Origin of the sequence: Anabaenopsis sp. FSS-46, from assembly GCF_029891665.1 — a bacterium.
GTDB classification, from domain to species: domain Bacteria; phylum Cyanobacteriota; class Cyanobacteriia; order Cyanobacteriales; family Nostocaceae; genus Anabaenopsis; species Anabaenopsis arnoldii.
The window spans coordinates 1-14,506 of sequence record NZ_JANQDG010000038.1 but is presented as its reverse complement, the minus strand read 5'-3'; the positions used below and the strand labels follow the sequence as shown (position 1 = coordinate 14,506).

Sequence of the window (14,506 nt, the reverse complement as noted above, 5' to 3'; positions counted from 1 at the left end):
TTTTGGCTCTGTCAACAATTCATAATCTTTCCCAAGTTAGTTGTTTGGTAATTTCATCCCAACGCCAACGTAACAAACCAGTCTTGGGGTGGGAAATTATTCCTGGTAAATTTAGAGCTTGTCTGGGTGCATTAGTAGCTAGGTCGATCGCACCTCCCACATCACAAATTCCCCACTTGACCAGGTTTTGCACTCCCACTAACAAGGGTAAAGTTGTCCCGGATAAAGTCCCATCTGCTAACCTTGCTGTACCGTTTTTCACTTCTATTTCCCTACTGTCCCAAGGATACACCCCATCGGGTAACCCTAGGGGTGCGAGAGCATCACTGACTAAAAATAGTTTTTGCTGGTTGGCGCGCAGGAGAATATCTAACATTATGGGTGTAATGTGTTCACCGTCAGCAATGAAACCACACATGACATGAGGATGGGTAATTGCAGCACCTAGTAACCCCGGTTCCCGGTGGTGTAATGGGGGCATAGCGTTAAAAGCATGGGTTACCATGGTCGCCCCTTGGTTAAACGCCGCCTCTGCTTGGGCTGCTGTCGCCAGGGAATGCCCTAAACTGACAATTATCCCCAAAGAACGCAAATAGGGTATTACTTGCCCTGTACTGTCTAATTCTGGGGCTAGGGTGATTACTTTGACAATCTGGGCATAATCCCCTAAAACTCTGTTGACTTGCTCAATTGTCAGAGGTAGTAAATATTCTTGTGGGTGTGCGCCTCGCTTGTGGTAGTTTAAAGATGGTCCCTCTAAATGTACTCCTAGAATCTTCGCACCTACCCTTTGAGTGGTGCTAAAATCGGCAATTATCCCCAGCGATCGCTGTATATTATCTATTGAGGTGGTAACTAAGGTTGGTAAATATCCATCTATGCCCATATCCTCTAAAAAAATGGATATCTTGGGCAATATATGGGAATTATCCCCGGTTAACTCCGGAAATGCTAAACCTAAAGCACCATTAATCTGTAAATCAACACCACCTAAAGAAATCCAATCACCACCGACATCTAGTGAAAACCCACAACTAGAAAATGCTGGAATCATAGGGGTAATTTCCTCAACTACCCCTTGATGGTTAATACAGATGCGCTGTAAACCTTCATAACCAGGGACTCGCGCATTAATTATATTCTCTATCTCTGGTGGTAAAAATTTATCTAAAAATTTATCTGTGTTTATCATAAGTAAGAGGGAAGGTGGGGTAAAACAAGATTTGATACACTAATGATAACTTTTACAACATCCTCTCATAGCAATTAATATATGGCTCCTATTATTGGTATTATCATGGGTAGCGATTCCGACTTACCCACTATGAAAGATGCGATCGCAGTTTGTGCCGAATTTGGTATAGAAACTGAAGTGGCGATCGTTTCTGCCCATCGTACCCCAGAACGCATGGTTGAATATGCCCAAACCGCTCACCATAGAGGTATTAAAGTAATTATTGCTGGTGCTGGGGGTGCTGCCCATCTTCCCGGTATGGTAGCATCTTTAACACCATTGCCAGTAATTGGGGTTCCCGTAGCTACCCGTAACTTACAAGGAATTGATTCCTTATATTCTATAGTACAAATGCCTGCCGGTATCCCAGTGGCTACAGTAGCCATAGGGAACGCCAAAAACGCCGGACTGTTAGCGGTGCAAATTCTCGCTACTCACCAACCAGAATTACAGGCTCAGGTTCAAGAGTATCGCCAGAGTCTAGCTGCATCAGTGATGGACAAGCAAGCCAAACTAGAACAGTTGGGTTATCAGCAATATTTAGAACAATCAACTTAATCTTTAAGTATCATTATAACAGGGTAGCAATCATACCCGCCACAGTATAAAGTAGTGGGGTAAAGTATCAATCAAACAAATCAAACCCCCAAAGTGAGGAGTTACATGGTAGGTGAGCAGTTATGGTTTTTCAGATCCCTGGGTCTGAGTTTAGGAAGTTTAGCATTTTTAGCTACTGCTAGTCATGCTGGGTTACCTGATACCCCCCCCACGGTCACAGCAACGTCTGAGTTAGGGGTAATTGCTTCAGAACTCACACAGGAGTCTGCACAGATGCTCTTAGTAGACAGTATCGGGACTAAGCAGATAACTCCCGAAAGGTCTGCTGACCAACTACGCCAGGAGTTGAGAGTTACCCCTATTTTTGAGATTATTCAGCGCCGGGTCTATTCCCCTTCCGCCTCAGCTGGAATCCCCACAGCTTTTGGCGCTAATTGGGGGGATATGTTTATCAGTCTTGCTGGGTCAACCTCTGATAACGTCAGACCAGAGGTTGACGGGGGTACATCCCTTGGTTTTGGCCTGGGTAACTCCAGAGAGTCCCTAGGCTTAGAGGTGATTTACAATAACCTGAGTATTAGAAGCTTCGCCCAAAATGGTTCAGTTGATGCCAAAGTACATCGCTCCTTAGTTTCTAACAGTACCACCCAAATAGCAGCAGCTGTGGGATGGAATAACTTTACTAACTATGGTGACGACGCGGGGGGAACATTCCCCTCTAGTGTTTATGGTGTAGTTAGTGCGTATCACCTTTTAACACCCCAAAGCCCTAATAATTCTTTCCCCGTTACCTTGTCTTTAGGCTTAGGGGGCGCTCCCTTCTTTTCTAACTCTAACTCCGGGGTGGGGGTAATTGCGGGGGCGGGTATCCAGGTACATCCCCAAGTAGCCGTAAGTTCCGCCTGGAGCGGTCGCGGGTTGAATTTGGGAGCCTCCTTTATTCCTGTGCAGACCGTACCATTGAGTGTGGCTGTGATCTATGGGGATGCTCTAAGTAATACTGAATCTGGCTCAGTTCTGGCTGTGGGGATTGGTTACAGTTTTAATTTTTTGCAGAGATAAAAATATCAAGCCAATGTGACATTATCAACACGTTGCAAAAAACTTTTATCTGAGTTATTTTATGTACATAGGCTTTACTTGACCCGTAAACCTTGGCATAATGTCGTATGGTGAAGCTATAGAGACATTTTGACTACCAAGGGCGAATGCACCCAGGAGTTACCCCTGGTGAGTGGTTTTCCCAGTTCCCTAGATTTTCCTATTGGGGGTGTGAACATTCCGTAAAGATTCCATGAAAAATAGGGCGGGAGTGCCTAAAAAGGGTGAAGGACACTGCTAGAGTGAGTTAAAACTTAAACTGACCCAAAAGTTAGTAATCATGGATAGATTTCGCTGTTTTAGGTTGGGTGATACGGAGTTAATTTGAACTCAGAGGCAGATGTTCTCAATGTTTTGTCCCCGTCATTGATAGAATGGGAATGATTCTGATAAAAATATCATGGTCAGAAGAATCTCAGTGTCTTTAGACATGAAAGTGTCATAGTATTAATTTTTTGGTGTATTCCAAATTACAGAGGAGTGAAAATCGGACTATGGTAAACAGATTAGAGCGTGCTAGAACTGAAACTAATAAGTCAAGAGTTCAAGAGCGCTATGTAGCCTTACTGGGTCGCGCCCCTGATCCCGCAAGTTTAAATGGATATGTTGACCAGCTGAATAATGGTACATCCCCTGAGGACATCACCCAACAGATTCTTGATTTAGTAGATGTACAAGATGAGTATGGTGGTTTAACCGGAAATCAAGCTGTTACCACAATTTACAGAAACGCTTTTGATACCGCTCCACCCGCGGCAGACCTGACTACATTGGCTGGGCAATGGGCGACGAATCCAGTAAGTGTAGTTACTGAGATAGTAAATTCTCCTAACCCCTCACTTCAAAGGGTTCTGGGAAATAAGGTATCTGTCGCCAAAGTTGTTACTGAGACTGTTGGCACAGAATTGGTTCTTACCCCTGGAAATATCGCGACAACTTTAACCGGTACGCCAGGTGATGATGTTTTCATCGGCGATGCCAACAGCGTTAGTGCTACTCACCGGCTTATAGGTGGTTCTGGTACTGATACCTTCCAATACTATAACGGCGGTAATGTGCTGCCTAGACTCCAGGGTGTGGAAAAGGTAGAATTAATTAACGCTAATACCTTCAATTCTATCGATTTCAGTGCTACTCCCAGTCTTTCAGGTCTGAAGGAAGTTACCCTAAAATTTAATCCACAAAGTACGTTTGTAGATATTGCAGGACTACGTGACATTAGACTTGGTATTGATAACGTTACCAATCGATTTGTTGCGGCTGGGTTTGGTAACGGTAGCGATGGGAATATTTCCCTTGTGGATTCTCGATTGAACACTCTGAGTATTGAGGGTAGCAGAGTTAACACTGTTAACATTGGTCTGAAAAGTGAATTCTCTGCAACAGATAATAGAATTGAAACACTCGATTTTTCTGGTACACGGGATTTTTCTGGTAGATCACTACTGAGTACAATAACCATCAGCGGTGACAATACTCCAAACGGTGACGCTGGACTAACTGTTACTAACCCAATTAATTTACTAGGTAAGAATGTTACGATTAATGCGTCTAATACTAGAGGTAATCTGACATTTACATTAGGCTCTGGCGCAGTTAATTATACTGGTGGTTCTGGTATTGATAATATTCGATTGTTTAATCCTACCGGCAATAGCACTTTCAGCGGTGGTGCTGGTAACGATGTCTTACTTGTCAATAATAATTTAGGCACTACTTTTAGTCACACATTACAGGGTGATGCTGGTAATGATACCTTGACAGTCAATGGTGATGGTAGTCACACATTAAGTGGTGGTGACGGTGGCGATACTTTGAAAGTCAATGGTGATGGTAATCACAGATTAAGTGGTGATGCTGGTAACGATACCTTGACAGTCGGTACAGTCGAACGTCGTACTAACGGTACTTTTGATTTTATCTCTTTTGATTTTAGGTTGAAAGCCGATGGTGATCACACCTTAGATGGTGGTGCTGGTAGAGATGAACTGATAGTTTATGGTGATGGTGTTCACACCTTGAGTGGTGGTGACGGTGACGATGGATTGATAGTCGATGGTAATAACCCATCTGTTGATCCTAACATTCGCACTATCTTACAAGGTGGTGCTGGTAATGATACCTTGCTCGTCCGGGGTAATGCTAATTATGAATTACTAGGTGATTCTGGTGACGATACCTTGACAGTTAATGGCACTGGTAGTCACACCTTACGTGGTGGTGCTGGTAATGACACTATTATCCTGGAAGACACCGCGTTAAAAGACTTAAACTCATCTGACATAATTGATGGTGGAGAAGGGGAAGACAGATTAGTCCTCAGGGGTAGTAATAATTCTGCTCCTGCTCAGGATATCACACTCGTCGCCGGTCAACTTGCTGTCGCACCTATTAACGCAGCTCAAAATCTTGAAATATTGCGATTGGAAGCAGCAAACAAAGTTTACACAGTAAATGCTGCAGTAATTAACAGTCTCACTAGATATGAGTTTGATGTCAATGGCGGAGGTACAGTTAATTTCCGTAATGGCAATGGTGATCAATTGACTCTAGATGGACCGGATAGGTTTGAAAATCCTCCACTAATTCCAGCCAATTTGAACCTTTTAGGAACAGCGCCACAAAATCCAATTGCTTTAACCTTGCAAAACGTTCAGACCCTGAATCTAACCTCCAATACAAATACTAGCAATGAGATTACCAGCTTACAGTGGATAGTTACTGATCCTATCACCACCGGATTAACAATTAACATTGTTGAAAATCTCTTTGGCAATGATAACTTTGACAATCGCAGCATTATCACCGGTGCAGGCGCCAAGGTAACTGGTACTAATGTAGGATTCACAGGGGAAGCGGGAGAACAGGGTCAGTCTGGTGATACTAACTCTGCTTGGTGGAGTTGGACAGCCCCAGCATCGGGAAATGTGACCATTGACACCATTGGCAGTGTTGATTTTAACACATTCCTTTCTGTCTACACAGGTAATGCGCTTAATGCCTTAACCTTGGTAGGACAAAATGATGATATTGATGGAACTCCGCAAAGTCGAGTCACCTTTAATGCGACAGCTGGAACCACTTATCAAATAGCAGTGGATGGGTTCCTGGGGAATACAGGCGACATTGTTTTGAATGTGTCTCAAAATGGTGCGGAGACAGTGCCTCAAATTACAGGACTGCAAATCGCAGAACCCGAACTTTCAGGACCTATATCTACAAATGGTATCACATTTGACGCCACTACCTTTGGCAGCACATTAACTGCTAATGGTACTGTTCTAAAGGATAGATTCATATTCAATGCATCCGAGTTTTTTGACAACCAGGGCCGGTTTACTGGTAGAGATGGTGATGACACCTTAGAACTACGAGATAACTCCATTAATGCCACAGTTGCTGCTGCCATAGAGCGTATCAATACTAACGCTACGAGTATTGAAGTCTTGCACCTTGTAGGAGCAAATTCAGTGGATCTCGATGCTAGGCTGCAAAATATTAATCGGTTTGTACTTGATACACCTCGAGCGACTATCCTCGGTGCAAATGCCCAAGACCAGTTTACTTTAACCAACGGTGTTAATACCTTGATTGTTGAAGGAGACCAACCAACCAGAGACCAAACAGTTGGGTTAGTTTTAGAGGGTAACAATCGCACTCTAGCTCTTGAAGCACAGCAAGGAACTGCTCCAGCTCGTGGAACCCATACAATAGACGAGATCCAGGCTACAGGCGATTTGATTTTAATTGTCTCTGGCAATAACAACTTAACAGTTCAGGCTCCTGTACTAACACGAGTTAATCTAAATGATCCACAACCTAGTGTTCAGATTAATGGGACAGACCTTACTGGCAATTTAGTAGCCACTGGTACTGCTGGTGATGACTTCTTAATTGGTGGTGCTGGTGCTGACACCTTAAACGGTGGCGCTGGTGCTGACTCCTTAGAAGGTGGCGCTGGTAATGACATCTTAAACGGTGGCGCTGGTGATGACATCTTAATTGGTGGCGATGGTGCTGACAGGTTAACCGGTGGTGCTGGTGTTAATACCTTTGTTTATACAAGCACCGCAGACTCCGCAGCTAGGACATTAGGCTCCTTTGTGAATTCTCCTGATAGAACTTTTGACATAATTACTGATTTCAAAGCAGGACTTTCTGGAGATAAAATCGATGTCAGAGGACTCGGTTACACCGCTGCAATCAGTTTACAACCCATCATTGAGACAATTGGGGAGGTTGCCTTTAACCGTAGTCTTATTGACAGGCTTGCAACCTCTGCATTAGAAGACAATCAGTTGGGTTATTTCCGACTATTCCAACAAGATAACCAGAACAACAATATGCTGTCACCTTTCACTTATGTCTACGGTCGTGTTGGAGACAATACTACAACAACAGATGACTTCCTGATTAGACTCGATGGTAACTTGGCGTCAACTCTAACCGCAGAGAACTTCATCTTCTAATTACAAGGTGTAAGGCTTCATCCTGTTAGTGGATGAATAAGCTAGTCATGTAAAGCATAGCTTTTTCAGAAGTTTTTCTAGGGCATAAAGTGGTTATGCCCTTTTTTTATACAGATGGAGTAACAAGATCCCTATATATAGCAACCGCCAAGGTGGTTAGGACATAAACAGAAGATAAAACCATTGAAATTCAAGCGTTTCAAGGCTTACCCCTGCCCCCTGCCCCCTGCCCCCTGCCCCCTGCTATATAGGACTCCTATTTGATTTTTGAACAAGACTCAGTACACACGGCAATTCTTCTTACCTGTTCCCTATTCCCTGTTCCCTACCTAGACAAATCAATTCAGAAACCAAACCGGATTTCTATAGGAAACTTAAATCATGACTAACGATAACTTTATTAATAGTACGGTCATCACTAGACAAATTGCCTCAGTAACTGGTACTAACCTAGGATTCACCGGCGAACCGGGAGAACCAATCCAGTCAGGAATCATTAACTCTGCTTGGTGGCGTTGGACTGCTCCTACTGCCAGTCCGGTAACTATCAATACTTTTGGCAGTAGTTTTGATACTTATCTCGCAGTCTTTACTGGGGATGCTGTTAATAATCTCACTTTAGTTGACTTTAATGATGACTTTGGAGATTCCACTAGTCAGGTGACTTTTTTCCCCACCGCCGGAACCACCTACTACATAGCAGTTGATGGTTTCTTAGGTACTACAGGCAACATTCAACTTAACCTGGCTCAGATATTATCACTGTCAGACTATAATACTCCCGGCTTTGCCACAGCGGTGCAAGTAGTAGGGGACTACGCCTATGTAGCTGATTATGAATCAGGGCTACAAATCATTAACATCACCAACCCTTCTAACCCCTCCCTCACCGGTTCTTATAATACTCCCGACTTTGCTTTGGGTGTGCAAGTGGTGGGTAACTATGCCTATGTCGCTGATGGTGAATCAGGGCTACAAATCATCAATATCACCAACCCCTCTAGCCCTACCCTGATCGGCAGTTTTGATACTCCTAACTTTGCTTTGGGTGTGCAAGTGGTAGGTAACTACGCCTATGTAGCTGATGGTGAATCAGGGCTACAAATCATCAATATTACCAACCCCTCTAGCCCTACCCTGATCGGCAGTTTTGATACTCCTGGCTCTGCTGAGGGTGTGCAAGTGGTGGGGAACTACGCCTATGTAGCTGATGGTGAATCAGGGCTACAAATCATCAATATCACCAACCCCTCTAGCCCCACCCTCACAGCCTCCTATAATACTCCTGGACTGGCTTTTAGTGTGCAAGTGGTAGGTAACTATGCCTATGTGGCTGATGATGATTCGGGACTACAAATCATCAACATCACCAACCCCTCTAACCCCACCCTCACGAAAAATTATCAAACTGCTGACTTTGCTCTGGGGGTGCAAGTGGTAGGGGACTACGCCTATGTGGCTGATGGTTTATCAGGACTGCAAATTTTTGATGTGAGTGAGTTTCGGACATCAACGAATTTAGCGATCGCCCCCACTAATGCTACACCCTTAGAAGGGGATGCAGGACTCACCCCCTTTACCTTCACAGTTACCCGTAGTGGAGATACCACAGGTACAAGCACTGCTAACTGGGCGGTTACAGGTACAGGAGTCAATCGTGCTACTGCTAATGACTTTGCAGGCACAGTATTGCCATCAGGTACAGTTGAGTTTGCAGCAACGGAAACCACCAAGGAAATTACAGTCAATGTCAGTGGTGACAGAGTAGTAGAACCCAATGAAACCTTTAGGGTTACTTTGTCTAACGCCAGTAACGCCACCATTACCACTGCTACCGCTACTGGAACAATTCAAAATGATGATGCTAGCCTAGCGATCGCTCCTACCAATGCTATACGCTTAGAAGGTAACTCAGGTACTACCCCCTTTACCTTCACAGTTACCCGCACAGGAGACACCACAGGTACAAGTAGTGCTAACTGGGCGGTTACAGATACAGGTGACAACCCTGTTACTGCTGATGACTTTGGCGGAACCCTCCCCACAGGTACAGTCACCTTTGAAGCTGGGGAAAAATCTCAAATCATTACAGTCAATGTCAGTGGTGACAGAGTAGTAGAACCCAATGAAACCTTTAGGGTTACTTTGTCAGAGGCTACTAATGCCACCATTACCACTGCTACTGCTAGGGGGACAATTCTCAATGATGATATACCGGAAACTGGCAGCATATTATCTATCACTCCGTTAAATGCCGATAGAGCGGAAGGTAACTCAGGTACTACCCCCTTCACTTTCACAGTTACCCGCACAGGAGACACCACAGGTACAAGTAGTGCTAACTGGGCGGTCACAGGTATAGGTAACAACCCTGCTACTGCTGATGACTTTGCAGGTGGAGAATTACCATCAGGTACAGTCAGCTTTGCAGATGGGGAAACATCTCAAGTAATTACAGTCAATGTCAGTGGTGACAGCGCAGTTGAACTAGATAAAAGCTTTACGGTTACTTTGTCTGATGCGACTAATTCCACCATTAACACAGCTACTGCTACGGGAACTATTCTGGATGACGATAGAATTGTCCTATTGGCAGGACTGAATCAGGGGTTAGAGATTAGACGAGAGAATCGACTAATAGACAATATTGATGCTATTCTTGAGCAAGTACAGGCTGATATTCCCGGCGCTCAGTTATATGTACCACCGTTGTCATTTGAAGTTGTACCTCTAGTGCCTGGGAATGGTTTCCCTGATGAGATAGTTCGGATAGAAGTTGACTTTGCGGAACGCCCCCTAGGCACACCTGACTATTCTGTTGTAGCCAAACAGGATGAAAATGGTAATTTCTTCCGCTTGGACAATAACCCAGCTGAGGGCGAAGTGGGGGCGATACTGCGAGACCGAGATGGTGATGGTCGCATTGATGGGGTAACTCTGTTCTTAAAAGACAGGACTAGTGCAGATCAAACCATACGGGAAACGGGAGACTTAGATCAAAGACCGGGCGTGATTTCTGATCCCTTTGTTATGCTAGCGGAAGATACTGAGCCGCCCACAGTCGTAATCACAGATGATGAACCAGGGGTGGTAGCTAACATTGCCACAGGGGATATAATCTATGCCTTTGCCTTCACTGAAGCGGTGACAGGCCTTGCCCTTGGGGACATCACAGTTATAGGCGGCACACCGGGATTATTGACCCAAGTTAGCCCCACTGAATACCTCCTAGTAGTCACCCCCACTGCTAACTTTGAAGGTGATCTAACAGTGGCTGTAGCAGAGGGAGCCGCCATTGATGCTGCAGGTAACCCCAGCCTTGCCCCAGAAGTGTCAATACAGCTAGTGGATACCATAGCGCCCACAGTTACCATTAGCGATAATGTAGAGGCAATAGCTACAGGAGACATAACCTACACCTTCACCTTCAGTGAAGCAGTGACAGGCTTGACCGCAGAGGAGATTACAGTCACCAACGGTACAAAGGGAACCTTTACAGAAGTCAGCGGTACTGAGTACACCTTAGTCGTTACACCTAATGCTAACTTTGCAGGTGATTTAACAGTAGCGGTAGCAGCGGGAGCCGCCATTGATGGTGCTGGTAACCCCAGTGTTGCTCCCCAAGTGTCAGTACAGCCAGTTGATACCATAGCCCCCACAATTACCATTACCAGCATCGGTGGGAACGATAGCATCGTCAGTGCTCTAGCAGGTGATAACACAGTAGTAGGTAGGGCAGAACCAGGTAGTGGCAATGTCACCATCAGTTTCGCAGGGACACCACTGGGTACTGCACAAGTGGATGTTGTAACTGGCAACTTTACCTACAGCCTGAGTCCAGCCAACCTCACCACCATTGGCCAGGGAACAAGTAAAACCATCACCGCTACCCAAACCGATGCCGCCGGTAATACTGGGAAATCTGCTCCCTTTACCTTTGCAGTCGATACCATAGCACCTGTCATTAACCCTGATCAATTGCTTGTTTACAGCGAAAATCAACAGCCTGGTTTCATAGTAGGAACCGTAGTGGCAACGGGTGCAATAGGGTATCAAATTGTTAGTGGTAATGAGGAGAGTTTCTTTAATATCAACAGCAGTGGCCAAATTACCCTGACAACGGCAGGATCTGCAAGCCCTGCGAATGACTTTGAAAGGACGCCTAACGAATTCATCATAGGAATTAGAGCCTTTGATACCGCAGGTAATAGTTCCACTAGGGAGATCACCATTCAAGTTAGAGATCTAGATGAAGAGGTAGATAACATCGACCCAGTTATCTCCCCTGATCAAAGTTTCACCTACCCAGAAAACCAACCAACAGGTTACCAAATAGGAACCGTTGCTGCTACCGATAACGTAGCTGTTACAGGTTACGCTTTTGCCAGTGGTAATGACAATGGATTCTTCACCATTAACAACAGCGGGGTAATTACCCTAACAGCAGCAGGTGTAGCCGCCGCCGCCAACGACTTTGAAACCTTACCCAACAGTTTCACCCTGGGAATTACCGCTACAGACGCGGCGGGGAATACTTCCACTGCTACTGATGTCACCATTACAGTCACAGATGTAGATGACACAGCCCCTGTTATCACCCCCAGTCAAACCTTCACCTACCAAGAAAACCAAGCGGTAAATTACCAAGTAGGAACCGTTACTGCTACTGATGACGTAGCTGTTACAGGTTACGCTCTTGTCAGTGGTAATGAAGCTGGATTTTTTAGCATTGACAACAGCGGGGTAATTACCCTGACAGCAGCAGGTGTAGCCGCTGCAGCCAACGACTTTGAAACCTTACCAAACAGTTTCACCCTGGGAATTACCGCTACAGACGGGGCGGGGAATACTTCCACTGCTACTAATGTCACCATTACAGTCACAGATGTAGATGATGAAGTAGTCAATCAAGTATTTACACAGACTAGCAGCGGCTTTGTCTTAAGATTCAATGATGACCTAAATCTCATTGTCCTTAACCTTTACAGCGGATTAGATGTAGCCGACCCACTCGCCCCGGTTACTGATTTACCAGACCTCATCCTTACCGATAGTGAAGGAAATATCATCAATGGCTCATTGATTTGGGATGAAACTGCTAAGACCCTCACCTTTGTTAAGACTGGTGATATCCTAGAACCGGGTAGTTACACCCTGACCCTGGAGAGCCGCCCAGATGGCTTGGTCTATACTAACGGTGAGTTAATCGATGTAGATCGTAATGGTACCCCCGGTGGTCAATTTGAATTTACGGTGGAGAGCCAGACAGCACCAGTCCTGAGCTTACCTGACTTTAGCCGCGCACCGGGTCAAGCTGTAGATGTTCCCAAGGGGGATGACCTCATTGGTCTACCCATCCGCATAAGTAACCCCAACGGTGTTGATAATATTAGCTTCACCTTGCAATATGATCCGGGTATCCTGAATATTACGGAAGCAAATGTAGTTCCATCATCGGGTTGGAATTTCGCCTCTACCCCCACAATCGATCGTTTAACAGGACAAGCTGTGTTTACCCTGGCTGGACCTGCTCTGAGCAATAACAGCGATTTAATTTTCCTCACGGCTGAAGTCCCTGAGAGTGCGAGCTACGGTAATTCTGGTTTATTACGAATCATTCCAGGTGCTGGATTGGTGGGAGATAGTGCAGTCCAACTAGTAGCAAACTTCGGAGATACCACAGGAAATCAAGGGTACAGCGCTTCTGATGCCTCCTTGATTGCACGGGTGAGTGTAGGGTTGGATACAGGATTTAGAGCCTTCCCAGTCACTGATCCGCTTATTCTGGGAGACATTACAGGTAACAGAGAATTGTCTGCATTGGATGCTGCTCTTGTAGCCCAACGATCGGTAGGTTTTCCTGTTACCCAAATTCCTGTATAGAAGCATATTGAAAGGAGGGTATTATAGGATTTGAGTGTGGCGGTAAAAACCGCCACTATATCCGTAAGCCTTTTAAATACTTGAGTCTGAATAAACAGATTCACTAAGGGTAGTCAAATTGTTTTGCGAGTGTTGCTGTACAAGGTGTTAATGTTTTAATGATTGCCATCTACTCAAGCAACATTACTTAAACAGACTCAAATAAACCAACATCTTAGTTTAGGAGAAAAATGTTATGGCAACTCTTTTCATCCCCAATCAAACTGTAAAACCTGGGGAAACAATTGAAATTCCGATTAACATCGATGACGCTACTGGAGTGTTGGGGATCGATTTGGAAATCAAATATGACACCGCATTAATTGATTTAAATAACATAGTCCTCGGCGATTTAAATCCAAATTTTTCTATCGTTCCTAACATTATTGAAGCAGAAGGTATTGCCAGGGTAGCGATATTCGGCACTATATCCCTGACAGAAGGTGAGGGTAGCATTGCCAAATTGAGGTTGACAGTTCCCGAAAGTAGTTCAGGGGAAATCACCTTAGATTTAGTAACAGCAGACATTAATGAGCAGCCAGTGGGTACTTTAACCGATGGAGTCCTCACTATTCAACAAGACGTAATTATCCCCAGCCTAGCGATCGCCCCCACTAATGCTATACGCTTAGAGGGGAACGAAGGACTTACCCCCTTCACCTTCACAGTTACCCGCACAGGGGACACCACAGGTACAAGTAGTGCTAACTGGGCGGTTACAAGTACAAGTGCCAACGCCGCCGACTTTGGCGGAACTCTCCCTACAGGTACAGTCACCTTTGGAGCCGGGGAAACCACAAGGGAAATTACAGTCAATGTCCAAGGTGACACGATACCTGAACAAAATGAAACTTTTAGGGTGACCTTGACAGAGGCTAATAATGCCACCATTACCACCGCCACTGCTACGGGAACTATTATCAATGACGATGGCGATCGCCAACAAATCTTTTCTGGGGATAACTTGTTGGCTGTACCCAATAGTACTCTGAGTGTTCCCCTGTTATACAACACTTCCAATGGTGACAATACCCTCACTGGTATTAGTCTGCGGTTGCACTACAATTCCAATGAACTGAGCTTCCAAGGTGTAGAAAACTTCTTTAACACCAGTGTATTCTCTCCGGTAGTCGACCAAGCTGATAATAACGACTTTGACAACGACCCCCAAAGCGATCGGTATATCCAATTTGCCTATCTTGACTTTTTCGGTAACTGGCCT

Annotated in this window: 6 protein-coding genes; 5 read left to right on the top strand and 1 reads right to left on the bottom strand. The window is 45.0% G+C overall.

Annotation, left to right across the window (positions count from 1 at the left end):
• Window positions 1-19 precede the first annotated feature (19 nt).
• Window positions 20-1,192: an N-acetylglucosamine-6-phosphate deacetylase gene (gene nagA, locus NWP21_RS03600; RefSeq protein ID WP_280791644.1), complete on the bottom strand. Its 1,173-nt coding sequence runs from the start codon at window positions 1,190-1,192 to the stop codon at window positions 20-22.
• An 81-nt stretch (window positions 1,193-1,273) separates the two neighbouring features.
• On the opposite strand from nagA, the gene purE reads away from it, so the two are divergent.
• The 5 genes from purE to NWP21_RS03575 form a co-directional block, all read left to right on the top strand.
• Window positions 1,274-1,792 (top strand): 5-(carboxyamino)imidazole ribonucleotide mutase, encoded by a 519-nt coding sequence (gene purE / locus NWP21_RS03595; RefSeq protein WP_280791643.1) that lies wholly within the window; start codon window positions 1,274-1,276, stop codon window positions 1,790-1,792.
• Between the two features lie 105 nt (window positions 1,793-1,897).
• A complete protein-coding gene (locus NWP21_RS03590) occupies window positions 1,898-2,854 on the top strand; it encodes a hypothetical protein (RefSeq protein WP_280791642.1) in 957 nt (318 codons plus the stop codon).
• Window positions 2,855-3,387: 533 nt separating this feature from the next.
• Complete coding sequence (locus tag NWP21_RS03585; RefSeq protein ID WP_280791641.1) at window positions 3,388-7,362, top strand: hypothetical protein; 3,975 nt, start codon at window positions 3,388-3,390, stop codon at window positions 7,360-7,362.
• A gap of 381 nt (window positions 7,363-7,743) precedes the next feature.
• A complete protein-coding gene (locus NWP21_RS03580) occupies window positions 7,744-13,245 on the top strand; it encodes an Ig-like domain-containing protein (protein WP_280791640.1) in 5,502 nt (1,833 codons plus the stop codon).
• A 235-nt stretch (window positions 13,246-13,480) separates the two neighbouring features.
• Window positions 13,481-14,506, top strand: a 1,026-nt coding sequence (locus NWP21_RS03575) for a cohesin domain-containing protein (protein ID WP_280791639.1), incomplete at its 3' end; no start/stop codon positions are given.

What these genes read in the sequence shown, in the direction of transcription:
- nagA (WP_280791644.1), bottom strand. Translation starts at nt 1,192, where the DNA reads ATGATAAACACAGATAAATTTTTAGATAAATTTTTACCACCAGAGATA.
- purE (WP_280791643.1), top strand. Translation starts at nt 1,274, where the DNA reads ATGGCTCCTATTATTGGTATTATCATGGGTAGCGATTCCGACTTACCC.
- NWP21_RS03590 (WP_280791642.1), top strand. Translation starts at nt 1,898, where the DNA reads ATGGTAGGTGAGCAGTTATGGTTTTTCAGATCCCTGGGTCTGAGTTTA.
- NWP21_RS03585 (WP_280791641.1), top strand. Translation starts at nt 3,388, where the DNA reads ATGGTAAACAGATTAGAGCGTGCTAGAACTGAAACTAATAAGTCAAGA.
- NWP21_RS03580 (WP_280791640.1), top strand. Translation starts at nt 7,744, where the DNA reads ATGACTAACGATAACTTTATTAATAGTACGGTCATCACTAGACAAATT.